Below are 25,572 nucleotides of genomic sequence, written 5' to 3' on the forward strand. Positions count from 1 at the left end.
ATTCTTTAGTATCAGTGAGGTGTGTGAACTATGTATGCATGGTCGGATAGCGATTCAATCAATTTAGTGTGTTTAAAGAAATGGCACGAGACGGCAGATACGGTCAGCTTTGAGCTTGGCAGTATTCCACAAGATTTACATTTCAATTTTAAGCCCGGTCAGTTCATCACCTTGGGTTTAGATATGCCGACGAAAACGGATTACCGTGCTTATTCCGTGGCTTCTTGCCCCGAAGATAACCGCCTGAAGTTGACAGTCAAGCGTGTGGAAGGTGGCTTGGTTTCGAACTTTATTGTCGATGAGCTTGATGAAGGTGACGAGGTTTCTGTGTTGAAGCCGGCAGGCGCGTTTAACTGTATTGATTGCATGCCAACGGCGACAAAGAAAGTAACGCTAGTGAGTGCTGGCTGTGGCATTACACCAGTCATAGCGATGGTAAAATATTGGCTGTCTCAAGACAGTGACAGTGACATTGAGATTGATTTCGTCCACATGGCACGCAACAAGCTTGAGACTATCTACTTTCAAGAACTTCATCAGCTCGATGAATCACATGCGAATTTCAACTTAAAACTGCTGTTAAAAGACAACGAAGGAACAACCGCCCCTCAAGGTCGTTTAGATAAAAACTGGTTGGTGAAACTGAGCCCAGATATCTTAGATAGAACGGTTTACCTGTGTGGGCCTGTCGGCTTCATGCAAGATATTGAGAGTTATCTGAAAGAGCTTGAGTTCAACATGGATAACTTCTATCAAGAAAGCTTTACTCCTGCTACTCAGGATGCTCAATCAGAAGCGTCAAACGCCGAAATTGCTGACGATACGAATAGTGCTGTTAAGGTATTTGTGCCTGCGTTCGGCGCTGAAGTTGAAGCGGAAACTGGCACACCATTGGCGGATTCATTAGAAAAAGCAGGCGTTCCAATTATTATCGCTTGTCGTAGTGGGATTTGTGGTTCGTGTAAATGCAAAGTGACCAAAGGATCTGTGGAATCAAGCAGCCAAGAAACATTGACGCCAGAGCAGATTGAACAGGGCTACGTGCTTGCATGTTCAAGCTCGATTCAGTCAGATGTTGAGGTTGAGTTATAACAGACGTAAAGCTGTGCAAGAGTGATGAAGACAAGATCTTATTATAGCGATAAAAGTTAGCTTGCCAGATGTAAAAAGGCCACCTAGATCAGTTAGAGAGAGCAGATCTAAGTGGCAACCCTCTTGTTTATACGGGGGAGTAAAACAAAAGGGGTTGCGAAGTCCATACAGACTTCGCAGATATAGTTATTATGTTGTGGAGCTTGTTGCGATGGACGTATCTACAAGAGCGAAGTTAATTAAACTTCTGGGTATGTCTTGTAGCGTACACCCATCATCTGTTCCATACAGTGAACAACTTGGCAGCTGTAGCCAAACTCGTTATCGTACCAAATGTACAGCACGGCACGGTTGTCTTGTGCGATAGTCGCCACACCGTCAACCACACCTGGGTGACGAGAGCCAACCAAGTCGGTAGATACAATCTCAGTCGAGTCTGTGTAATCAATTTGTGCAGACAAAGCAGAAGACAGCGCCATTTCACGCAGGTACTCGTTCAACTCTTCTTTGTTTGTGCCTTTCTCAAGGTTTAGGTTCGCAACTGCCATTGAAACGTTTGGCGTAGGAACGCGAATCGCATTACCTGTTAGCTTACCTTCCATTTCCGGCATCGCTTTTGATACTGCTTTAGCAGCGCCAGTCGATGTCAGTACCATGTTCAATGATGCAGCACGACCACGACGATCACCCGAGTGGAAGTTATCGATTAGGTTTTGATCATTGGTAAATGAGTGCACCGTTTCGATGTGACCAGACAGCACGCCAAACTTGTCGTGAACCGCTTTCAATACTGGCGTGATTGCGTTAGTAGTACAGCTTGCTGCAGAGATGATGGTGTCTTCTGGCTGAATAACATTTTCATTCACACCAAATACCACGTTCTTGATGTCGCCTTTACCAGGTGCAGTCAGTAGCACTTTCTTCGCACCGTTACACGCAACGTGTTGGCTCAGGCCTTCCGCGTCACGCCATACGCCTGTGTTATCAACCACAAGTGCATTTTCAACACCGTAAGCCGTGTAATCCACTTCTTCTGGTTTGTTTGCGTAGATAACTTGGATGAAGTTACCGTTAACGATGATCGCTTTGCGTTCTTGGTCTACAACAATGCTGCCGTTGAATTGGCCGTGTACAGAGTCACGACGAAGCAGGCTTGCACGTTTTTCTAGGTCGCCATCTTTGCCGCCGCGTACAACGATTGCACGTAAACGCAGTGGGTACCCCGGGCCACTTTTCTCGATCAACAGACGAGTTAGCAGTCGGCCAATACGACCAAAACCGTACAATACAACGTCACGAGGTTCTGTCATTGCATCGCCTTCAAGCGATTCGATAAGTGCAGTTTGTAGGAAATCATCCAACCCATGTGTGTGTTCGCGATCTTGCCAGAATGAATGCGCAAGGCGACCAACATCAATACGACATGGAGATAAGTCCATAGAGAGAAGGTGTTGAATGATAGGTTGAGTCTGTTCTGCTGTAAGAGGAGAACCAGTGTAACGTTTTGCGATGCGGTGAGCTTTGATGATGTCGATAGTTGTCGCGTTAACTAAGGTCTTACCAAAGAGGATAACTTCTACGCCTTTTTGACGGTATAACTGACCTAAAGTTGGAGCGATGGATTCAGCAATGGTTTGACTAGTTTGCCAATCTAGGAGGTGCTTTTCGGGACTCATCTTTACTCGGGACCTTTCACGTTAAGTTTCTGCATTCATGGCGGTTGTAGGGAAGCCAATCAGCATAGGGGATTTGAGGCATCAGTCTGTGGTCTCTATTGCCACTTAAATGTGCTGATATACCTTGTGTGTAACTTGTAATTTTTATGTGGCAGGATTGTAAGGTGCGACGGGTTATTCTGCTAGGAAAAATAAATGCAGACAAAATATCTGTAAATTGGCTTTATATTAGCCATAAATCAAGATTTGAACGTAGATAAAGACTATTGACTTTAATAATCTGTAGCACTTATTTTTCGTCAAAAAATACTCAATTCAAAGGATAATATGTAATACAGGTCATATTGAACATTAAAGGTGTGATCGCTAACTCAAGTTACACGTAAACAGTAAACGATAAATAAGGGAATTAACGAGTATTGATGTTTGACCTTTGAATAAGCCTAGCTTGAGTGTGAAAAGTGCATCACGTAAACGATTGGATGTCACAATTTTAACCTAACTATCCACTTTGTTAGCACGCAGAGTCATTATTCACAGTCTAGTTGAGCCGCAGAATGTGGATGTGTACTTGTTATGCCGGTGATAATAACTGGAGAAAACGTCTTTTGTTTACCTTTTGCTCACTGAAACCTCGCTTGCTTACATCTCATTTGTAGAAACCTCCTCGAGTAGACCTCTCTCACGTAACGTTCACTTGTCTAAAATCGGCTTGTCTCAATCTCACTTAGTAAAGCAGACTCCTCCGCTTTAAAGCCCTGTTTTGGATGCCTGTTGATTCTAATTTTTCGTTCTGGGCTCAGAGTATCATTTGTTCATATCCAATTTGATCAATAACCCCCTGTTAATGTCCTATTCTTAATTTGGGTTAGGTAAATTACTTTCGGGAAGGGAGTAGTTATAAAAATGATAAACATGTCAATTAGATGGCGTCTTATTTTTCTTTCCACGGTTTCTGTACTCATTATGTTCGGGTTTACAGTGAATGAAGTGCTTAAGAACGATGAGAAGATGAATCACCTTGAAACAACGCGTATTAAGGTCGAAGCGCTTCAATCTTTTAATACGGTTTCAAGTGATGCTTATCGATGGTTGGTGCTGTCTAATGACTCCCCTGAGAAAGGTCAGTTGCTTTTAACACTGCAATCAGAACTGGATAGACTGACTCAGTATGGAACGCGACTTCAACAGTTCGACAGCAATTGGAGTATTGATCCTCAGTTAGCTGAATTGAAAAAGCTGTTGATGACCCTAGCTAGTACATCTGAAACCAGAGACAGCAGACAATTGACAGAGCGTGCTTTCGACTTGTTAAAAGACGTGCTGATGGAGCTGTCTGAATATCGTATGGCCTTAGTCGATGAAAATATCGGTCAAGCTGAAGCGATGTTTATCAATCTTACGCATTATGTGTTTTGGACTCAGAGAGAAGCGTGGTTAAGCTTCAGTTTGAATCGCTCCCCAGAGTTTAAAAACCAATACTTGCTTAGCTATGTCGCTGCTCTAGAGAGGCAGCAACAGCTATTAGATACATTTTTCCGTTCGGATACGCGTTCTCCAAACATTAGACAGTTGCTAAACGCTGTCGCCAAAGATGAATTCCAAGACAAATTTACATCTCGAATCCTCAAAGGGGACTTTTCATCACCCGAAATATATCAACACTTGAAAAGCTTAGAGGTTAAAAAACGGGCTATTTCAAACGCGATTGGCGCTTACACCAATCAAATACAGTTTGAACTGACCAAGAATATCGCGTTGCAGAAAAGGCAAACCTTGGTCATGACGTTGCTTATACTCATCGCTTCTGGTGTTTTGATGTGGCTTGGGGTTGCGACATCTCTGCGCTTAAACAAAAACCTGTCGATTATTTTGAAAGGTGTGTCGGAATGCGCTGATAGCTACGGCCAGCCAAAGGTGATTCGTATCCAAGGGAACGATGAGCTTGCCGAGTTCACTGAAACCCTAAATCGAGTGATGGAACGCAACTATGTGCACAACAAAGAGTTGATAACAGCAAAAGAAGACGCGATTTCGGCTAACAAAGCCAAAAGCGCATTCTTAGCAAATATGTCACATGAAATACGCACGCCACTTAACGGGATCATTGGCATGGCTGAGATCTTATCTCAAAGCCAACTGAGCCCAAATCAACAAGAAGTACTGGGGGATATCGAATCGTCCTCTCACTCTTTACTGGTGCTGCTGAATGACATACTCGACCTGTCTAAAATCGAGTCGGGTAACTTGATGTTGTCACCACACAATGCTGATTTGCGAGAAGCGGTTTATGACTCTGTGAGTGTGATTCAGTCGAAAGCGATAAGTAAGGATATTGAGCTCGACATCAATATCGATTATCAAACGCCGTCACAACTGTTTTTCGATGAGTACCGCGTGAGACAGGTGCTGACCAATCTGCTTTCTAATGCCATCAAATTTACGTCTAAGGGCACAATTACAACTGACATTGCTTATACACCTATGTCTATGGGCAGGGGCAAGCTTGAATGCAGCGTGTCTGATACCGGGATTGGGATTGAGCCCGAGAAGTTAGAGTCCATATTTGAACCTTTCACTCAAGAAGATGGCAGCATTACCCGTCAATTTGGCGGTACGGGGTTAGGGCTTGCGATTTGTCGACAGCTTGTTGATTTGATGGGTGGTTACATTACCGCGCGTTCAGTGAAAGGAGAGGGCTCTACATTCACTTTTTGTTTGTATGTCGATGTTGTAGAAGCGCCTGTTCAAACTTTCGATAACCTGAGCCGAGCGACCATCATCTCGAACTCTTTCAATTACCTCGATCAGCTCGTTAAAGAGTGTGAGCGTTTGAATGTTCGAGCCAATGTGGTGTCATCCATTGCTGCCCTTAGTGAAAGTGTAAAAGAAAGTGACTTCATACTTTATTGTCATACCTTGCACCACTCTATGGAAAAAGATCTTGCGACGTTGAAGGTGATATATCCTCTTGCTCGCGTCATCGTTTGTCAGCATCACCTATTTAAAACCAACCTAATCAGAGAAACGGTCCACTCGACTCATACCTTGCCATTCTTGGGCCGACGTTTCTTAACCAGCTTACAATCTCTCGATGTGGGCGAAGAGCAAACGCCTCAAGTGGAAGCAAAAGATGAAGAAGTTCGCTCTCTGAATCGACGCATTTTGATCGTTGAAGACAATCTGATGAATCAAAAAATAGCGAGCTTCTTCCTTGAGCAAGCGGGTTATGAATATTTGATTGCCAGTAATGGCCAAGAAGCGGTGGATGTCATCACCCAGGGTGCTCAGTTTGATGCAGTCTTAATGGACTGCATGATGCCTGTTATGGATGGCATAACGGCGACTCGTGCGATACGTCAGTGGGAAGCCGATCAACAAGTCACACCATTACCCATCATAGCTTTAACCGCCAGTGTTCTAGAAGAAGACATCAAAGATTGTTTTGAAGCCGGTATGAACGCCTACTTACCTAAACCCTATAAATCTCACCAGCTGTACGATCTTTTCAGTAGCCTTGATATTGTCTAGGGCTCCCGTATCAAGGCTAGCGCGGCGCTACTTAACGAACTTCCAATCCAAGGTTGTATTGTGCAAGGCAACGACCGACATAGCTGATGTTCAGCAAGGCTGCGACTAAGATGGTGCTGATGTGGGCGACGATTTGAATTGGCAGTGAGAAGTGATCGGCCATTGGATAAGCAACAATAATACTGAGAAGCATAAGCAAGGTTGTGATAGCTAGACTGAAGTTTGAAACAGAAAGCAGAGTTTGAAAGCGTTGAGTCATCGTCTTCATATTGAATTCCTAATTGCTATTAATAATTATGATACTTGTTATTAATATCAATTAGCGTTCCAGTTTTAATTTACATTTAAAATCATAATCTTATGTAATTTCGCTTGTTTTTAGAGTCTAAGTGACACGTGCGAATTGCAGGTCTTTATGACTTGATCGTGTTTCTTTACCATTGTCTAAACCCACAAGTATCGATGTGGAATCGAACACCTGAATATAAACCAAGCCCAACATTATTTTTTTGCCCGAATTCCGAATGAATATTTTTAAGTTTCACGTGTAGATCTTCGCGAGTAATGTCATTTGCAGGCACTAGGTCTAAGGCACAAAACTCTAAGTGCTTACTTCGCAGTGCACCACCAGCTTGTTGATTGTAGATATCGGTTCGCTCTCCAGATACTGGTATAACAACACCGATTTCAGGCTCAATATATTGTTGTATGTACTTCAGGGTATTGATCATGTTTGGCACATGTTTCTTATTTGGGAGGGTAAACAAGGTTGTATTACTCATTGCCCAATCCGTCCCTTGCAATAGAACGAGATGCAGAGGCATGCTCTGAGTAACGCCATTGTCCTTGAGTTGTTGTCCGATTGCTCTCACTTGGTCTTGAGCGTGATTGAGGAGCATCCAACCTCGAAATGCTGATCGGGTCGGAACCTTGTAGCCATGAACATCGACCACGAGATCGTCATAAGTGATTTCGGTTTCTTCGGTATAAAGTTTCTCAAATTTTTCAGGGTAAGGTTGTGTCGTTGATAACGCCAAGGTTATCAGAATACTTCCGTACATAAAGTCTCTCCATCGCTAGTGTACACTCGTTATTTAGTTTGATACTGCTGTTGAGTTTCATTCATTTTGCTTAGGTACGCTTAAGCCTAGACGGTTAGGTTTAGATGCTTAAGTATAGACGCTGGAGTTTAGGTAAAAAAAACCCACTACTAAGAGTGGGTTACTAACATTGTTACAAGTAAATTAGCGAGGTTAGATTACTTCTTACCTTGGATTTGCTTGTCTTCTTCTGTCAGTTCACGAATGCGACGGCTGATGTCACGGCGAGCTTTAGAAATCTCAGCGCTCTTGATGATGTGGTCATCAACACGGTCTTCGTAGTCAGCTTTCATATTTTTGATAATGCCTAGGATCTCGTCGTGGGTCATCTCTGGCTTGATGTAATCAAGTAGGTTATCAAGAAGGTCGACACGCTTACGGTTGTCACGAACTTTCTTTTCGTTGTCTAAAAGTTCACGCTTAAGTTTGTTCTTACGTCGTGCTTGGTTAACAATTTCAAATACGCTGCTCATAGATTCCTTTTCCTATTCGTCAAATACGTTGTCTGCTTCTGATTAAAGCACATCAATTGATGATGTAACAGTCTTTAGATCAAAGCAAAAGTAAGGTTGTTTAATTATTCGTCACTCTCGCTGATGTGTGATTGTTTTTATCTTACCGTTCAAGTTAGTATCCCATGTAGATACTGCATTGATACGAAATGTGAAATGAATCAACAACAATTGGAAAACGAAGAATTGGACGAGAATGTCACTGAATCTTCAGCAGAACAAAACAAGCTTCGTGATGCGTATGTACAAGAGCGTACTTATTTGGAAGTCGTGGAAATAGAGCTAAACCGTTCTAAGATCATAATGATTGATGAACAGGGCAGAAAGAAACGAGTACCAATTTTGTCTGAACACTAGTTACTGCATTGTTAGGTGTTGAGATGGAATTATCAAAATAATAAAAAGGAAAAACGATGAACACAGTACTTTCCCCAATTGAAGCGAGAATTATCGGTTGTTTGATCGAGAAAGAAGTCACTACTCCCGATCATTACCCACTGACACTGAACAGTTTAACCACGGCATGTAATCAAAAGAGTAACCGTGAACCTGTTCTCTCTCTTTCTGAGTCAGATGTTTTAGATGCAGTTGATGGTTTAATCGGACGTCGCATGGTGAGTGATGAGAGCAGCTTCAATAGCCGTGTTAATAAGTATCAGCATCGTTTCTGCAACACTGAGTTCGGCGATCTGCAATTTACAGAGCAAGAGCGTGCAATCATCTGCTGTATGTTACTGCGCGGTGCGCAAACACCCGGTGAACTTCGTACTCGAACGGGTCGCCTTGCAAACTTTAGTGATGTGAAAGAAGTAGAAGCAACATTAGACAAACTCGCTGCAAGAGAAGCAGGTGCCTTGGTTGTGAAGCTGCCACGCGAAGCGGGTAAACGTGAATCACGCTACCAGCATTTGTTGAGCGGTGAAGTGGACGTTGAAGCGTTTGCGATGGCATCAGTAAGCGCGGCTGCCCCCTCTGCAACGAGTGAAAAGTTTGAAGAGCTTGAGTCTGAAGTTGCAAGCCTACGAGCAGAAGTGGCAGAGCTTAAGGCTCTGGTTGAATCACTGCTTTAAATGTCAGATGCTGATAAAAATGCGGATTGGGTCGTGTACTTGATCCGCAATCGTCACAATGCCCTTTATTGTGGCGTGACGAACAATCTAGAACGTCGATTTGAACAACATCAAACCGGTAAAGGCGCCAAAGCTTTAAAAGGTAAAGGCCCACTTAAGCTGGTTTGGAGCTTTGGTGTTGGCTCAAAAAGTGAGGCGTTGAAAACCGAATACGCGATCAAGCAGTTGCCCAAATCCCGCAAAGAAAAACTGGTATCACTCAAACTGATTATTGAGTGGCAAAAAGACAAAATTCAATATATCGAAGTCTCATAATTCATAGCTAAAATGTTTGTTATTGATTAAATCTTAATAGTGTAAGGAGCTATATCGGCTCTAGCTAAGCTTATGAATTTAAATGGTAATTACTCTTACCGTGAATGGGCTGAAATCATAATTTAACTCGTTGTTCTTAATCTCCATTCCAAATTAACATATTGCTCATTTAGAATGTCGTTCTAATTAGTGTTAGACGCTATCATTTATCATCGTTGTCCTACATAATATCCATTAGCCATACAAAGAGATGGTGTCATGCTAGGTTAAAAAATGAGCCAAAGTAGCTCATATAAAACGAGAAAAATATGAAACGTTTACTGATGTTGTTTGGACTTGCCGTATTTTCTGCGTCCGCTCTCTCCCATGGTACTCATGTCCTCAATAGGTACTGGGAATACCAAGATTATCTTTCCACTTTTCCAGAACAAAGAGCATTGACCGATAAAATGGTCGAGGCTGTACAAAATCACCCTGTGCCACTGAGAAGAATCCAAGACGAACCAATTACGATTTCCGTGGTGTATCCGGGCCAACAGATCTCGGATTACTGGGTTCGTAATATTCAAGCTTTTGAGAAGCGTCTCGATAGGCTGAAGATCCGCTACCAAATAAATCAAGTATTTACCCGTATTAATGCCGATCTCGCGCAGCAGAGTATTTCGTTGCAAGAAGCGATTGAAAACAAGACGGATTATTTGATTTTCACGCTAGATACCACGCGCCACCGCAAGTTTATCGAGCACGTGTTGACCTCTACAGACACCAAACTGATTCTTCAAAATATCACGACGCCAGTGCGAGCTTGGGCAGATAGACAGCCATTTATGTATGTGGGTTTTGACCATGCGACAGGCAGCTTAAAACTGGCGGACTATTTTAAACAAGTAAGTCCGCCAGACAGTAAGTATTCTGTTTTGTATTACTCACAAGGCTATATCAGTGATGCGCGTGGAGATACTTTTATCCATGAAGTGAATACGGTTACCAACTTTACCCTTAAGTCTTCGTTTTACACAAAATCAAACAAAGACAGTGGCTACCAAGCGGCTAAAATCAGCATAGAGAACGATAAGGATCTAGACTTTATCTATGCATGTTCAACGGATGTCGCTCTCGGTGCAATGGAAGCGATTCGTGAATCGGGCCAAGACATCTTAGTGAATGGTTGGGGAGGCGGCTCTGCTGAACTTGAAGCCATTGCAAGGGGCGACCTAGATGTTACTGTCATGCGTATGAACGACGATACAGGCATTGCAATGGCAGAGGCGATCAAGTGGGATCTAGCCGGTTTGGAAGTGCCTACCGTTTACTCTGGTGAATTTGAAATTGTCACCAAGGAAGATTCCCCAGAACGTATTTCAGAACTTAAACAGCGAGCATTTAGGTACTCAGGTCACTAATGAAGAAAAGTTACGCCAGTACACCTAGAAACACTTTAGCTAGACTCATTACGCGTATCGTTATTTTGGTGATAGGCGTGATGGCACTTGGCGTGCTTATTCATAATTATGAAACCAGCAGTAATATCGTACAGCAAGAGACGAATCGAACGGTACAGCAAACCTCAAGCCTGATCCAAAACATGTTTGATTATCGTTTGTCGGTGCTGCAAATCCATCAAGACAGTAGCTCACACAGTGAAACTCTCAGAGAGTACTTTGATACGGGTAATGACGAGACTCTGAGCTACTTTTTCTTTGGTGTTGACCAACGTGAACCGGATCATGCACCAGATTTACGCTTTGTCTCAACCCACGATGGTTTGGCTTGGGAAGACGGCAACAGTCAATTTTATGGTTTGGATGAGTCCAACTTAAAGCATATTTCTGATGAGGTTTCGTTCAGCAGTAATTGGCATTTTATTAAACTGAGGACAGATATAGGTAAGCGTCACTTGTTGGCTCGCCGTACCCCTATTGTTGATAACGCTACTGGGGAAGTCCTTGGTCAACTCTATATCGCCATTGTGCTTGACAACAACTTCTCTTTGGCTGAGTCAATCCAACAGGGCAGTAATAGCGAAAATATCGTGATTGAAGCGCACGGTACACCGGTGACATCGACATTCAGTGGTGATGAAAGCTACACCATTACTGACATCCTCAATTACCAAATGTACGAACAGTTGCCGCGTCATTTCGTTACCATCGCAACCATTAAGATTAATGCTGTTGAAACTCCTTTAATCATTCGAGCTGTTCAAAAAAATAATAATTTCATTGCGTTAGAAGAGAATTATCAGCGTGCGATCATCGTGGTGATTGTGGTGATCATATTGATGTCTTTTTTTGCTCGAACTTGGATTCAAAAGAGAGTCTCAGCCGAGCTTGATAAGCTAATGGACTTTACTCGTTCGGCAAGTGCTAGCGAAAAGTACAACAAGTTCGATGGCTCTAACATTTTCGAATTTCATCATATTGGTTGTACTCTTGAAGACACCTTTGAGCGCTTATCTGAACAGAATCAAAAATTCCAAGATCTCTTTAACTTTGCTCATTCGCCTATCTTAGTTTGGTCTGAAAAAGGCGATTTGATTCAGATGAACCCCGCCGCTCGCATGGCGTTGTTCGATGCTGATGACAATTATGGTCCAATTGCCCAAGAGTTTGAGCAGCGAATGCTGCCTAATATTCAAATGGTGGTTCAGGGTTCTAAACTGACGGGTATTAACGTACCCATTGGTGAAAAGGTGTTTCGTTGGAACATGTCTGCTATTCGCGTGGAACACGGCATCACAGGAGTGGTGGTACAAGGGCAAGATATTACTAAGCTAATCGAGGCGGAAAGACAGGCTGATCGAGCAAGAGAAGAAGCTGAGCATCTTGCGAATGTGCGAGCAGACTTCTTAGCTAAGATGAGTCATGAGATTCGCACGCCGCTCAACGGTATTCTCGGTGTGTCTCAGCTGCTCAAGCGCTCTATGCACAATGAAGATAATCGCGAGCAGGTGGATGTACTGTGTAATAGTGCGGAACATTTACTGGCGGTACTTAACGATATCTTGGACTTCTCAAAGATTGAGCAAGGGCAGTTTAATATTCAAAAGAAAGACTTCCGTTTAGGGGAGTTAGTTAATACCTTAGACAGCATCTATCGACCGCTGTGTGAAGATAAATCCGTCGAATTTACCATTGTGAATCACTTAGTTGATGACATTGAAATCAATACCGACCAAGTACGCCTCAATCAGATCATGTTTAATCTGTTGAGTAATGCTTTTAAATTCACTCATCAAGGCGGTATCTCCGTCAGCTTTGAGCTCGAGAGTATCTTTAACTCCGATCACGCCAGCTTGATCGTTCGAGTGAAAGATTCTGGCATTGGTATTGATGAAAGCAAAATTGATGCTGTTTTTGAACCCTTTGTTCAAGCCGAAGAGACCACCACTCGTGAATATGGTGGCACTGGTTTAGGACTTACAATTGTAAAAAATCTGGTCGATATGCTGGAAGGGGACATTCAAGTCCGCAGCGTGATAGGTCAAGGCTCAGAGTTCACGATAGAAATTCCTGTAGTCGTACACGCCAAGCCGCTATTAGTCGATGCTAAGAAACAAGCTGAGGTTGAGCCAGAGGCGTTGTTTAGTCGACCTTTGAATGTGTTGCTGGTGGAAGACAATCACACCAACGCCTTTATTGCTCAGGCTTTCTGTAAGAAATATGGCATGGTCGTCACCTGGGTAAAAGATGGCTTAGAAGCGATTGAGATGGCTAAGACGATTACCTATGACTTGATCTTGATGGATAACCAACTCCCTAATCTCGGTGGTGTTGAAACCACTCAGCAGCTAAGAGGTGAGATTGGTGTGTCAGCCCCTATTTATGCGTGTACCGCTGATGCTCAAGAGTCAACTAGAGACAGCTTTATGGCCGCAGGGGCGAATTACGTGATTGTAAAGCCGATTAAAGAAGAGTCGCTCCACCAAGCGTTTGTTCATTTCAAAAACTCATACTGGAATGACACAGAGCACTAGGCTTTAACTTAGTGCTCTTTAATGGAGTCTGTTGAAGAGAAGTAACTAATTTTCTGCCTTTATATCGAGCCAGCGACAAAGGCTTGTTCCAATAGCAGCGTTTTCAACTCATCACTCATATCTAGGTGTTCAGGGAATTGGATACCTAGCAGCCAGCCTTGTCTTTGCCTTTTCTTACTTACCACCTTGTAGACAAGATCGTCATCTAAGTACTCATTTAAGTCAGAATTAACTTTTATCTTCCAGCCGACATCAATATCTGATTGCTGGGTAAGATAGATACCGCACCCTGACGCTGAAAAGTCGACTAGTGTGGCATCCAGCGACAAGGTATCAAAAGTGACTTCACAGCTGAGACGTACTTTATACCTTTCGTGTTCACGAATAGGCTTGCTTGCAAAGTTTGAGGGTGGGCGAAGGAAGATTAGATGTGCTGGAGAGGTGATATGAGCCAGTACATTGGTTTTGAACGCGACAATGTGCCCAAGTTCGGTGTCGGTAATCGCACGAACAATAATATCAACGTTTGTGAGCTTTCTCAGCGTCAGTGCTTCTGTCGCTTTTTGCGTAAGCTCTAGGATGAGGTACTGATCTTCTTTGTGTCCGATATAAAGTGTACTGATCTGGATTGAGTCGTCTGGGCCAAATTCCAATACACCTGCTGTTTTTGTACCTGGCTTTAGGTATCTGAACAGTTCTAAGTTTTTATCTTTATGCATATTCGTTACTGAACAATGTTAATCGTTTGATAAAATAATATAACGCCCTGATAAAACTATGTCATTAGTTTCATTGAAGTAATTAGCAGCGTACAACAAAAAAGTGAATCGCTATCTCAAGTAAACAACGGCTTACTCTTGTCGTAAAACAAGATACACTGCTGACAGATATATACTTGATGGAGAAATAGTAAATGGAACTGGAAACCTTATTGAATACTCTGGCTGAAACCCCAGAGGCCGTGCAATTTGAAGATACAATGCAAGTGATCGAAGCTCACTATGATTTTTCTGAGCGCGAATTTCGCAATGGTGAGGTAGTGAACGCTGCAGGGCAGAATAATGGTTCGTGTAAGATTTTTGCTTTTGGTTTAGAGCAAGGCCTATCAGCAGAGCAAACACTTGCTTGTTTTGGTCAATTTTATCGTAACGACGTGCTAGGTTTTCCTGAGAACAGCGACCATCAAAATATTCGTAACTTTATGGTTCATGGCTGGAATGGTATCCAGTTTTCTCAGCCTGCGCTGGTTGCAAAAGCGAAGTAGACACTAACCAGGTAACGATTAGGTCGAAATTTGATCTCAGTATTTTGAAGCGAGAAAACAACCTCTCGCTTTTTTTGTCTATGTTGAACTGGCTAGTAACTTGCTATCCAGTAACTTACTAAATGGGCTCTAAACTACTGAACGGGCAGGGCAGACAAGCACTTACGACACATACAAACTCCAGCCTTTGGAATATCGCTAGTATCTCGTTTTTCTAACTCAAAACACCAACACGTCTCTTTGCCCGCACTGATATCGCATTGAGCTGGCTCATTACACTGTGGACATTGGTGAGTCGAACTCGCGCCACTAAGATTATCCATAACCGACGTTTGCTCTTCTTCAGATAAGCCTTTCCAACCTATAATTTCATCCATTGTTCGAAAGCAGCCACTACACATTCCGCCATTATTTTTACAAGCCGCTCGGCAAGGTGTTTTCATTTCTCTAACCTGTGATTCATTGGGGCTGAAATGTAGCATATTTGTTTCTTCTTGAAGAGCCGTTAAGCTAAGAAATTACTCAGTTAAATTTAGAAATGACCTCGTAATTTTTAGGCTTTTCATGTAGCATCTCGCCCCTTTTGTTGAGTGGGGGGATATTATGTTTATTGGATTTGATTATGGAACAGCGAACTGTTCTGTCGCGGCGATGGTTAATGGAGAGCCAAGCCTGTTACCGCTAGAAGGTAACAACCACTATATTCCCTCAACCGTGTTTGCGCCTACTCGTGAGAGTGTTTCTGAACATCTATTCCGCCACTTGAATATCAAGCCGAGTGATGCGATCGGTGAGCAAGTATTACGACGTGCGATTGCGCTGAACAGAGAAGAGAGTATCGACTTAGTGCCAGAAGACATGGCATTTGGTCAGGCTGCGTTGGACTTATATTTAGAAGACCCTCGCGATGTTTATTATGTTAAGTCCCCTAAATCTTTCCTTGGCGCGAGTGGACTGCATGATGTGCAGGTGAGCTTTTTCGAAGATTTAGTGTGCGCCATGATGGCAAATATCAAGAATCAAGCCGAACTCACGACTCAAGAGCAGATCAAGCAAGCTGTTATCGGCCGACCAATTAACTTCCACGGTCGAGGTGGTGAAGAGGCGAACAGACAAGCTGAAGACATACTGTCTCGCGCAGCTAAGCGTGCCGGTTTCCTTGATATTGCTTTTCAATTTGAGCCCGTAGCCGCAGGCCTTGATTACGAAAGCACATTAACTGAAAACCAAACAGTATTGGTTGTTGATATTGGCGGTGGTACCACCGATTGCTCATTATTAGAAATGGGACCAACGTGGTCTGGTAAAGCGGATCGTACCCAGAGCTTGTTGGCACACAGTGGGCAAAGGGTAGGGGGGAATGACCTCGATATCTATCTTGCATTCAAACAACTGATGTCACCTTTTGGTATGGGCAGCAAAGGCATTTCGGGTATTGATATGCCACTGACTCAATTCTGGAACCCAATTGCGATTAATAATGTTGAAGCTCAAAAGAACTTCTATTCAAGAGAAAACCTAGCGGCATTAAAATTACTTCGTAAAGAAGCGTCAGAGCCTCAAAAGCTAGAACGTTTGATGAAGGTTTATCACGACACTTTGGGTTACGGTATTGTGCGTAGAGCGGAAGAGGCCAAGATTGCGCTGGCAGAATCCCCTCAATATCGTGCTGCGATTAATGTTGCCTCTGAACTGGTCGAGGTAGATATCTCAGTCGAACAGATGGTTGAAGCGATTGAAACACCAAAGTCTAAGATGATTGAGTTGGTTAAAGAAGCGATTCAACAAGGCCAGAAAAAGCCAGACGTAATCTACATGACGGGTGGTTCCGCTCGTTCACCGATACTTCGTGAAGCCGTACAACAAGCTGTGCCGAATGTACCGATTGTGAGTGGTAATTACTTCGGTTCAGTAACTGCAGGTTTAGCTCGTTGGGCTGAGGTTTGCTTCAAATAAGAGTTCAATGATGAGTTATGAAGGGCAACCAGTCGCTGATTGGTTGCCCTTTTTTGTTTTTCTCTAATGAACTTTCTATTGAACGATTTTTCCTAGCTCATATTGGGATTTGTTTCACAAAGCTAAATATTTCAGCTGAGCTCTACGTGTTACAAAATGTTTCAAAGGCAAAGGCGAGCCTCTCGATGGTCTGATGAGTTACCTTGGGTTTAGATTTTTAATGCTTTTTTAGTGATTATAAAATCAAAAATAATCAAAGTATTTATCTCAAAGAATGAAAGGAGATCCCAGCAATTGTCGTGTTAATCAACTGTTTTAAAGGGTATTTTTGTTTTTTATAGTGCGATTTTTTTTATTTTATATATTTTAATGCAACTTTCTTGTCATTCGTATATTAGGGTTTGGCTACTTGTTAAATGCAGGTAACAACTTCTCCGTAAGCACGAGGTTGTTAGTGAATAACTCACCCAGTTACATAATGGATATGACAATGAATAAGAAACTTTTAGCGCTAGCAATTTCTGGTGCAGTATTTGGTACACAGGCAGTTGCAGTAGAACTTTACAACGAAGACGGCACAACATTCTCTGTTGGCGGCCACGTTTCAGTTGCAGTTGGTGATGTAAACAGCGATGACCGCCTTAACAGCGACGACATCGGTGTAGAAACTGTTTCTCCACGTATCAACTTCGGTGCAACTCATGAACTTGGTAACGGCTTTACTGCTGATGCTAAAGGTGAATGGGCGCTAAACATGCTAGACGGTGGTGATCAGTCATTCACAACTCGTCTTGGTTACGTTGGCCTTTCTCACGATGATTACGGTCGTGCAGCAGTAGGTACTCAATGGGCACCTTACTACAACGTTGCTGGTGTAGCAGATATGCCAATCGCATTTGCGAATGACTTCATCTACGAAGATCACGGTAATCTAGGTACTGGTCGTGGCGAAGAGATGGTTAGCTACGGCAACGCTATCGACTTCGGTAACGCTGGTTCTCTAAACGCAGCTGTTGCATGGCAAGGTCGCAAAGCTGATGGTGCGAACGAATACGGCAACCGTGCTCAAATCGCGTTGAACTACGCGATCGCTGATTTCACTGCAAACTACGCATACAACACAGGTGACGTAACTTACGCTCTTGCTGGTTCACAAACTGCTGATTCACATGTAGTAAGTGCAACTTACGGTTCATACGGCGCTGAAGGTTTATACCTTGCTGGTGTATACGCAATGAACAACTACATGAACTCAGGTAACGGCCAGATTCTTGAAGAGTCAGTTGCAGTTGAATTGCTTGCATCTTACGCGCTTTCTAACAGCCTTAACCTAAGCGTTAACTACGAAGCGGTAGAAGACGATAAGAAGAGCGAAACAGTATTCTCTACAACAGCTCTACAAGCTGAATACAACTTCACATCTCAGTTCGTAGGCTTCGCTGGTTACCAATTCGACCTACAAGGTTCTGGTGAGTACAAAGAGAAAGCTGACGACCAATGGCTACTTGGTGCTCGTTACTACCTATAAGTCGCAGACTGATTTAGCATAGTGTTTACTCCTTAGGTTTACCTTTTAGGATACTGTCCTAGACACCATGCTAAGCCCTCTCAAACCTTTTGGTTAGAGAGGGCTTTTTTCGTTTTGGGCTTTTGTCTTGAATGGTGATTTCGCACTATTGCGACCTTCGTATAAACGCTTTCAAATCATCGAATTGAGCTAAAGATCAGAATTTAGATATTGGTAACCATCTTGTCGAAGACTCTCATTTTATGATGCGTTAAACTCTCCACTCAAAAAAAATAGTTCAGGGATAAACTATGAGCAGTGTTGTCGATCAGGAACAGCTGATGAATTCGAGACGAACAGCAACCCCAACTAAGGTGCTGTGTGTTGGGCGTAACTATGTCGATCACATCGAAGAACTCAATAACGCAATCCCAGACTCTATGGTGGTTTTCAATAAACCAAGTACCAGCGTTACGTCATCCCTGTCTTCTTTTCATCAAGAAGCGCTGCACTACGAAGCAGAAATCTGTTTTATTGTTGAAAATGGCCAGTACTCCGCTGTGGGTTTAGGACTAGATCTCACCAAACGTGAATTACAAAGTAGCTTAAAAGCGAAAGGCCTACCTTGGGAGCGCGCCAAGGCGTTTGATGGTTCCGCTGTCTTGAGTCGCTTTGTTCCAATTGATAACTTAGACCTTGCAGACTTAAACCTAGAGTTGTTTATTAACTGTGTTCGTGTTCAGAAAGGACATGTTGAGCAGATGCTTTACTCTCCAAAAACTATCCTAGAAGAGCTGTCTTCTTATACCACCTTACTAGACGGCGATGTTGTGATGACAGGTACGCCAAAAGGTGTTGGGGCCGTACATCGAGGCGATATCTTCCTTGGTCGCCTAAAGTGTGGCGATACGACATTGATTGAGATCGAATGGGTAGCAAGTTAATTAGTCTTTTCTATTTAGTTAATAAATTGGCTTTGTCGCTTAATGTTGGTTTTTAATTCGATTAAATAAACGTCGATCAACTGATTGCATCTGGAAGGGTGTTGGTAATTGATATAAAATCCGCCTCCGTTTTTATCAATGCTGACCCTCATGATCGACTTAACCATTTTACCTGTCTACCTGACTGCCGTTGTTGCACTTCTTCTTTTACCTGGCCCTGATATGTTACTGATTGCGAGTTCAAGCATGAGCTATGGCCGTAAGGTCGGCGTGTTTGCAAGCCTAGGTAATGCGACTTCTGGAATCATTCTGACAGTATTAGCGGCTATGGGTGTATCAGCGTTGATCGCAATGAGCCCAATAGCGCTTAAAGCTCTACATTTGTTAGGCGGCGCGTACTTGTTGAAGATGGGATGGGACTGCCTGCGAACAGAGCAGGGTAACGCGCCTGAGTTAAGCGATAACTTTGCAGCAAAAGCCTACTATCAAAGAGCGCTAATCAGTAACCTGCTTAATCCTAAAGCGTTGGTTTTCTTTGTGATGTTTCTGCCTCAGTTTGTGTCGACGAATATTGAAGCGACTTCCGGTCAGCAGATGCTTGTTCTGGGTTTATTACTGAATGTTCTCGGCTTAACGTTTAACTTTTTGCTGGTGGCGTTAGTGGGTACGATTGGTAAATCTCTCGTAGAAAACGCGAAGTTTCGTACCTATCAACAGAAAGTCATGGGCGGAGTTTTCATCGTGTTAGCTATCTGGATGTTGTCTTCTTTCTTTACTTCGTAGACGAATCAAATCAGACATCTTCTCGTGGTTAGCCGCTGAGACAAAAATGGACGCTACGAGCGTCCATTTTTTATATTTAACCGTTACATGTTGAACGCGCTAAATCGCTATGAATTCAACTCTTGTTGGTGTTGTTCAATCAGTTTCTCCATGTACTTCTCACCGCGCAGGCGAGTGTCTTCGTAGGTTTCTGTCCCTTCAAATTTTGTCACAGTCTCATAGTAGACCTTAACTTTTGGCTCAGTACCGGAAGGTCTTACGATAATGCGTGAACCATCTTCGAGATGATAGATGAGTACGTCACTTGCAGGCAGGTTAATGGCTTCAGTATTGCCTCCAATGACGAAGCGTAAAGAAGACTGCAAATCTTCAATTACAGAGATAGCGACACCGTTGATTGCTTTAGGCTGTGCCGAGCGGAGCTTAGAACCTAACGATGGTGAATCTGGGTCAAGCGCGATACTGCGTTGTGCGTTGGTGTGGACACCATGTTCCAACGATATCTGAGCAAGAAGATCCCAAACTGTTCGGCCTTGAGATTTCAGCTCCTCAACCAGTTGAGCGAAAACAACGATGGCAGACAGCCCATCCTTATCTCGAACCTGAGTACCAATCGTATAGCCTAGCGCTTCTTCATAGGCGAATAAGAACTCATTGCTTTCGTCTTCTAATTGCATGCCGATATTGGCTAACCATTTAAAGCCTGTCAGCGTTTGGAAATAAGTCGCCCCGTGGGATTGAGCTACTTTTTCAAGCAATGTTGAAGATACGATACTGTTACCAACTAACTGGTTTTTGGTATGAGGTTTTGATAACAAGTAATGCGCGAATAGCACACCAACTTGGTCACCTGTTAGCATTTTGTAAGAGCCATCATATGTTCTCACTGCAACCGCAAATCGGTCTGCATCTGGATCGTTGGCACAAGCAATGTCGGCATCGACACTTTTGGCTAGGTTAACCACCAGATCCATCGCGCCTTTTTCTTCCGGATTCGGGAAGTTGACGGTCGGGAAGTTACCATCGGGCTCTCTTTGTTCTGCGACGCTGAATACCTTATGGAAACCAGAATCGTGAAGTAGATCCTCGGCCATTTGTGCGCCGACACCATGCATTGCGGTATAGGTGATAGTGGTGTTCGCCGATTCGATCTCGTCACTCACGTATGGGCTCTGATTGATCGCAGCGCGGTAGGTTTGATAATAGCCTTCAGTTAACCACACCAACTTTCCTTGCGATTCAGCGTCACTTAGGCTCATTAAAGGGAGCGGCTTGGTCGATGCGATATCGATTTCAGCGGCAATACCCGCATCGTGAGGAGGAATGATTTGAGCGCCATTCTCCCAGTACACTTTGAAACCATTGTATTCCGGTGGGTTGTGGCTGGCCGTCACCACAACGGCAGCTGCGGCGTTGAAGTGCTCAATACCAAAGGCAACGATAGGGGTCGCCGCGACGTTCGAGGTTAGATAAACCTTAATGCCTAAAGCCGTGAGTACGGAAGCGGTATCAATCGCGAACTGCTTTGAATCTAAACGGCCGTCATAACCGACGACCACACCGCGAATGGTCGCATTAGCGACATGTTCGATTAAGTAGTGGCCGAGCCCGGTTGCTGTTTCCTGTATGACTAAACGGTTCATTCGATTTGGGCCGCATCCAACTTTGCCTCTAAGTCCTGCCGTTCCGAACTCTAATCGTTGAGTAAAGCGGTCTTCAAGTTCGTCGTGCATTCCCTCATCGATGAGGTGTTGAAGTTCTTCACGAGTTCTTGGATCTGGGTCTCTCGCTAACCAATTCATTGCATCTTGCATAATCACTAAACCTATTAATGTCTGTATGACTTACCGTTGATTTAATTTAAGTGATATTGATTCTCATTTCCATGGAGGCAATCGTAAAACTCGATATAAAATAAATTCCAACGGCAAGAGGGCACGTAGATTAAGCCACTTCAAATAATTGACTGTTTAGTAAGTAAACTTACCTTGAATAATTGGATATCACTAACTAGCCTTTTACATAAATATAACAAAATTTAACAAATTCGCCGTTTTTGAATCTTTCATGGAAACCTCCAACGCTTTTGAACCGTATTAGTTCTTGGGTTTATATGAGGTCAGTAGCCTGCTCACAGGCTAGTTCCATGTGAGTTGTAGATTGAGATTCAGCCTTTTCATGTGTAGCCGGAATAACAATGAATGTTGTCCAGTTCGCAACGACATTTAGGTCGCAAGTATCCAATTAGGAAGGACAAGGAGAGATCTTTTGAAAAGATTACTGGTTAGGCTAGTGTGGCTTTTGAAGAGTTTTGTTGTGCTTTTAGTATCGCCTTTAGTGCACGCTAGCAGTGATTACAACATGACTCAAGGCGTCACTGAGATCAGTGGTAAGGTGTATGAACTTCATATGCTGATCTTCTACATCTGTTGTGCGATTGCCTTTGTTGTTTTTGGTGTGATGTTTTATTCGATTTTGAGGCACAGGAAATCGAAGGGCGCAGTTGCTGCCCATTTTCACGAAAGCACGAAAGTCGAAATTCTTTGGACCATCATCCCTATCATCATTCTCATCGCTATGGCGATACCCGCCACCAAAACCTTAATAGCGATGGAAGATACCTCCCAATCAGATCTGACCGTTAAAATCACCGGGTCACAATGGAAATGGCATTACAGCTATTTTGGTGAAGACGTCGAGTTTTACAGCCTTCTAGCGACCAGTGACAAAGAGATTGAAGGCCTCGAAGTGAAAGGCGCGCATTACCTGCTAGAAGTTGATAAGCCGCTGGTACTGCCTGTTGACCGTAAAGTCCGTTTCTTGATGACTTCCGATGATGTGATTCACTCATGGTGGGTGCCAGCATTCGCCGTTAAGAAAGATACCATTCCGGGCTTTATTAATGAGGCTTGGACTAAGATAGATGAGCCTGGTGTTTACCGAGGGCAGTGTGCAGAGTTGTGTGGTCGTGCCCATGGTTTCATGCCGATCGTGGTGCATGCCGTGGAAGAAGATGAGTTTGACGCATGGCTAGCGGAGCAGAAAGAGTTAGCGATAGCCGAACAACAAGCCGCAAAAGATGCATTAGGTGCGTCACTTTCCTTGGCGGAGTTGAATACCATCGGTGAAGAGGTTTACAAAACTCGATGTGCGGTTTGTCACCAAGCAAACGGTGAGGGCATTCCTGGAGCATTCCCTGCCATCAAAGGAAGTCCTATTGCCCTTGGTGATGTGGATGTTCATATCGACACAATTGTTTATGGTCGTGGCGGTACGGCGATGCAAGCATTCGATAATCAGTTAACCGAGAAAGAGATCGCAGCGGTAGTAACTTATCAACGAAACGCTTGGGGTAATGATACCGGCGATATTGTTCAGGCCTCAGATATTAACGCTTATAAGGCGAAGCAAGAAGGCAGTTCTGAAAGCTCAACGGATGATGCACAAAATGATGCTAAGGATCAGTTATGAGTTCACCAATCAATAAGCCGGTGAAATCGGCTCCAGCAGAAGATCAAGTACTGAGCCATTCTGTGGAAGGCACCTTGGGCAATAATGATTTGCCTGTTGATGATCACGATTCACATGCGGCACCTAAAGGCTGGGCTCGTTGGCTGTATTCAACCAATCATAAAGACATTGGTACACTTTATTTGTGGTTCAGCTTTGCAATGTTCTTAACGGGCGGCGCCATGGCGATGGTGATCCGTGCGGAGCTGTTCCAACCGGGTTTACAACTTGTTGAGCCAGATTTCTTCAATCAGATGACTACAGTCCATGGTTTAATCATGGTATTTGGTGCCGTAATGCCTGCATTTACGGGTTTGGCTAACTGGATGATTCCGATGATGATCGGTGCACCAGATATGGCACTGCCGAGAATGAACAACCTCAGTTTCTGGATCTTGCCTTTTGCGTTTCTAATCTTAATCGGATCTTTGTTTACAGAAGGGGGCGGCCCGAGCTTTGGTTGGACCTTTTATGCGCCACTCTCGACAACTTATGGGCCAGACAGTACCGCGCTATTCGTATTCTCAGTTCATATTATGGGGATCAGTTCGATCATGGGGGCGATTAACGTGATCGTAACCATAGTGAACATGCGCGCACCGGGCATGACTTGGTTCAAGCTACCGATGTTCGTATGGACTTGGTTAATTACCGCTTTCTTGCTGATAGCCGTGATGCCCGTGCTCGCGGGTGCGGTGACCATGGTACTGACTGACAAATATTTTGGGACTAGTTTCTTTGATGCCGCTGGTGGTGGTGATCCCGTCATGTTCCAGCACATATTCTGGTTCTTTGGGCACCCCGAAGTGTACATCATGATCTTGCCGTCTTTTGGTATTGTCTCAGCCATCATCCCTGCATTCAGTGGTAAGCGCCTGTTTGGTTATCACTCGATGGTTTATGCGACCTGTAGTATCGCACTGTTGTCATTTTTGGTTTGGGCACACCACATGTTCACCACGGGTATGCCAGTATTTGCCGAACTGTTCTTCATGTATTGCACCATGTTGATAGCGGTGCCGACCGGTGTGAAAGTCTTCAACTGGGTGGCGACCATGTGGCGCGGTGCTTTGACCTTTGAAACACCAATGCTGTTTGCGATTGCCTTCATTGTTTTGTTTACGATTGGCGGGTTATCTGGATTGATGCTCGCTATCGTGCCAGCTGATTTCCAATACCACGATACTTATTTTGTTGTGGCTCACTTCCATTATGTTCTGGTAACCGGTGCCGTGTTCTCGATTATGGCTGCTGCCTATTATTGGCTGCCTAAGTGGACCGGACATATGTACGACCACAAGCTCAGCCTGTGGCATTTCTGGACGTCGGTGATTTCAGTTAATGTACTGTTTTTCCCGATGCACTTTTTAGGGTTAGCGGGTATGCCGCGTCGTATTCCTGATTATGCGATTCAGTTTGCTGACGTTAACCAAGTCGTGTCGATTGGTGGTTTTGCGTTTGGGTTGTCTCAGCTAATTTTCTTATGGCTAGCGATTAAGTGCGTAAGAGGGGGAGAGCCTGCGCCAAGTAAGCCTTGGGATAGAGCTGAAGGTCTTGAATGGACAGTACCAAGCCCTGCGCCTCACCACACCTTTACCCATCCGCCGAAAGTGGATTAGAGGGCAGAACCATGAGTGATAAGCAAAGCGATCCCAATCAAGATAAAAAACAACCTAAGCGCCTGTCTAATAAGCGATCGACCAAAAAGCTGACGGGCTACTTGGTGTTGAGCGTGGTTGCGATGTTTTGCTTCGGTTTCGCTTTGGTGCCGCTCTACGATGTCATGTGTGAGGCCTTAGGCATCAATGGCAAAACTAATACTGTTTCAGCGGTGCAACCTCAGGGAATGCAGCCAGACTACTCTCGTACGGTTCGAGTCGAATTCATGTCCCACATCAAGCCAGATATGCCATGGCAGTTTTCGCCTGAAGTTCGAGTGTTAGAGGTTCATCCTGGTGAGGTGGTTCAAACTAACTACATTGCCAAAAACCTTTCTGGAGCCTCATTGGTTGGCCAAGCCGTACCGTCGGTTTCTCCAGGTATGGGGGCAACCTACTTCAATAAGATGGAATGCTTTTGCTTTAATCAGCAGCCATTGGACGGGCACAAGAGCGCAGAAATGGGTTTGATATTTTACATTGAGCCAGATATTCCAGAATCGATACATACGCTTACGCTCTCTTATACGCTATTTAACATCACGAGTCAGGTGAGTGTAGAGGCAAGTAAGCCTGAAGTGAGCACATCAACATTGAGTACACATCTGGCTCACCAAAAGCGAGCACACTCGCAAGTAACTAGGGATTTACAGAACCAGTATCAACATAAGGAGTTGA

At 43.8% G+C, this 25,572-nt stretch carries 21 protein-coding genes and 1 pseudogene; 15 read left to right on the plus strand and 7 right to left on the minus strand.

The genetic code is table 11. From position 1 onward, the window contains the following. Positions 1–30 precede the first annotated feature (30 nt). Entirely contained in the window at positions 31–1,092 is a 1,062-nt protein-coding gene (locus tag AB4154_RS11135; protein ID WP_372123029.1) for a 2Fe-2S iron-sulfur cluster-binding protein, read from the plus strand. Between the two features lie 239 nt (positions 1,093–1,331). Here the strand turns inward: AB4154_RS11135 and AB4154_RS11140 are convergent, their stop codons facing one another. Continuing rightward, complete coding sequence (locus AB4154_RS11140; protein ID WP_017061774.1) at positions 1,332–2,768, minus strand: glyceraldehyde-3-phosphate dehydrogenase; 1,437 nt, start codon at positions 2,766–2,768, stop codon at positions 1,332–1,334. A gap of 966 nt (positions 2,769–3,734) precedes the next feature. On the opposite strand from AB4154_RS11140, the gene AB4154_RS11145 reads away from it, so the two are divergent. Next, a complete protein-coding gene (locus tag AB4154_RS11145) occupies positions 3,735–6,299 on the plus strand; it encodes an ATP-binding protein (RefSeq protein WP_372123114.1) in 2,565 nt (854 codons plus the stop codon). 31 nt (positions 6,300–6,330) lie between these two features. Here the strand turns inward: AB4154_RS11145 and AB4154_RS11150 are convergent, their stop codons facing one another. From AB4154_RS11150 to AB4154_RS11160, 3 genes are all read right to left on the minus strand, one after another. Further along, positions 6,331–6,567, minus strand: coding sequence for a hypothetical protein (locus AB4154_RS11150; RefSeq protein WP_017061772.1), 237 nt, complete (start codon positions 6,565–6,567; stop codon positions 6,331–6,333). 166 nt (positions 6,568–6,733) lie between these two features. Further along, positions 6,734–7,360, minus strand: a complete 627-nt coding sequence (locus tag AB4154_RS11155; RefSeq protein WP_017064850.1) for a D-Ala-D-Ala carboxypeptidase family metallohydrolase — start codon at positions 7,358–7,360, stop codon at positions 6,734–6,736. 197 nt (positions 7,361–7,557) lie between these two features. Continuing rightward, entirely contained in the window at positions 7,558–7,872 is a 315-nt protein-coding gene (locus AB4154_RS11160; protein WP_004742367.1) for a DUF496 family protein, read from the minus strand. Between the two features lie 195 nt (positions 7,873–8,067). On the opposite strand from AB4154_RS11160, the gene AB4154_RS11165 reads away from it, so the two are divergent. From AB4154_RS11165 to luxQ, 5 genes are all read left to right on the plus strand, one after another. After that, positions 8,068–8,268: a hypothetical protein gene (locus tag AB4154_RS11165; RefSeq protein ID WP_017061770.1), complete on the plus strand. Its 201-nt coding sequence runs from the start codon at positions 8,068–8,070 to the stop codon at positions 8,266–8,268. A gap of 56 nt (positions 8,269–8,324) precedes the next feature. Continuing rightward, positions 8,325–8,981 carry a YceH family protein gene (locus AB4154_RS11170; RefSeq protein ID WP_017061769.1) on the plus strand — a complete coding sequence of 219 codons (657 nt, stop codon included), beginning with the start codon at positions 8,325–8,327 and terminating at the stop codon, positions 8,979–8,981. Further along, positions 8,982–9,296: a GIY-YIG nuclease family protein gene (locus AB4154_RS11175; protein WP_017061768.1), complete on the plus strand. Its 315-nt coding sequence runs from the start codon at positions 8,982–8,984 to the stop codon at positions 9,294–9,296. A 308-nt stretch (positions 9,297–9,604) separates the two neighbouring features. Continuing rightward, positions 9,605–10,699: an autoinducer 2-binding periplasmic protein LuxP gene (locus AB4154_RS11180; RefSeq protein ID WP_029235787.1), complete on the plus strand. Its 1,095-nt coding sequence runs from the start codon at positions 9,605–9,607 to the stop codon at positions 10,697–10,699. Next, complete coding sequence (luxQ, locus tag AB4154_RS11185) at positions 10,699–13,272, plus strand: quorum-sensing autoinducer 2 sensor kinase/phosphatase LuxQ (protein ID WP_372123031.1); 2,574 nt, start codon at positions 10,699–10,701, stop codon at positions 13,270–13,272. Before AB4154_RS11180 ends, luxQ begins: the two co-directional genes overlap by 1 nt. Positions 13,273–13,331: 59 nt before the next feature. Here the strand turns inward: luxQ and AB4154_RS11190 are convergent, their stop codons facing one another. Next, a complete protein-coding gene (locus AB4154_RS11190) occupies positions 13,332–13,991 on the minus strand; it encodes a PilZ domain-containing protein (RefSeq protein WP_017064847.1) in 660 nt (219 codons plus the stop codon). A 194-nt stretch (positions 13,992–14,185) separates the two neighbouring features. Here AB4154_RS11190 and AB4154_RS11195 point away from each other — a divergent pair, with 194 nt between their 5' ends. Then, positions 14,186–14,536, plus strand: coding sequence for a HopJ type III effector protein (locus AB4154_RS11195; RefSeq protein ID WP_102397945.1), 351 nt, complete (start codon positions 14,186–14,188; stop codon positions 14,534–14,536). Positions 14,537–14,670: 134 nt separating this feature from the next. Here AB4154_RS11195 and AB4154_RS11200 read toward each other — a convergent pair whose 3' ends face one another. Then, positions 14,671–14,979 (minus strand): DUF1289 domain-containing protein, encoded by a 309-nt coding sequence (locus tag AB4154_RS11200; RefSeq protein WP_080582242.1) that lies wholly within the window; start codon positions 14,977–14,979, stop codon positions 14,671–14,673. A 160-nt stretch (positions 14,980–15,139) separates the two neighbouring features. Between AB4154_RS11200 and yegD the strand changes: the two genes are divergently transcribed. The 4 genes from yegD (at position 15,140) to AB4154_RS11220 (ending at position 19,726) form a co-directional block, all read left to right on the plus strand. Then, positions 15,140–16,492, plus strand: coding sequence for a molecular chaperone (gene yegD, locus AB4154_RS11205; RefSeq protein ID WP_017064846.1), 1,353 nt, complete (start codon positions 15,140–15,142; stop codon positions 16,490–16,492). A 490-nt stretch (positions 16,493–16,982) separates the two neighbouring features. Then, positions 16,983–18,020, plus strand: a complete 1,038-nt coding sequence (locus AB4154_RS11210) for a porin (RefSeq protein ID WP_017061761.1) — start codon at positions 16,983–16,985, stop codon at positions 18,018–18,020. 290 nt (positions 18,021–18,310) lie between these two features. Beyond that, positions 18,311–18,943, plus strand: a complete 633-nt coding sequence (locus tag AB4154_RS11215) for a fumarylacetoacetate hydrolase family protein (protein ID WP_017061760.1) — start codon at positions 18,311–18,313, stop codon at positions 18,941–18,943. Between the two features lie 150 nt (positions 18,944–19,093). Beyond that, positions 19,094–19,726 (plus strand): LysE family translocator, encoded by a 633-nt coding sequence (locus tag AB4154_RS11220; RefSeq protein ID WP_017068640.1) that lies wholly within the window; start codon positions 19,094–19,096, stop codon positions 19,724–19,726. Between the two features lie 107 nt (positions 19,727–19,833). On the opposite strand, the gene AB4154_RS11225 is transcribed toward AB4154_RS11220, so the two are convergent. Further along, complete coding sequence (locus AB4154_RS11225) at positions 19,834–21,540, minus strand: phospho-sugar mutase (RefSeq protein WP_372123033.1); 1,707 nt, start codon at positions 21,538–21,540, stop codon at positions 19,834–19,836. Positions 21,541–21,994: 454 nt separating this feature from the next. Between AB4154_RS11225 and coxB the strand changes: the two genes are divergently transcribed. The 3 genes and pseudogenes from coxB (at position 21,995) to AB4154_RS11240 (ending at position 25,537) form a co-directional block, all read left to right on the plus strand. Beyond that, positions 21,995–23,197, plus strand: coding sequence for a cytochrome c oxidase subunit II (gene coxB / locus AB4154_RS11230; RefSeq protein ID WP_372123035.1), 1,203 nt, complete (start codon positions 21,995–21,997; stop codon positions 23,195–23,197). Further along, positions 23,194–24,855, plus strand: a complete 1,662-nt coding sequence (gene ctaD, locus AB4154_RS11235; RefSeq protein WP_048612910.1) for a cytochrome c oxidase subunit I — start codon at positions 23,194–23,196, stop codon at positions 24,853–24,855. The genes coxB and ctaD overlap by 4 nt, the downstream gene beginning before the upstream one ends. 11 nt (positions 24,856–24,866) lie before the next feature. Next, positions 24,867–25,537 (plus strand): annotated as a pseudogene (locus AB4154_RS11240) (cytochrome c oxidase assembly protein). The last annotated feature ends 35 nt before the right edge of the window (positions 25,538–25,572 follow it).

The sequence above is a fragment of the Vibrio sp. 10N.286.51.B11 genome, from assembly GCF_041469245.1.
Taxonomy (GTDB): Bacteria; Pseudomonadota; Gammaproteobacteria; order Enterobacterales; family Vibrionaceae; genus Vibrio; species Vibrio crassostreae_C.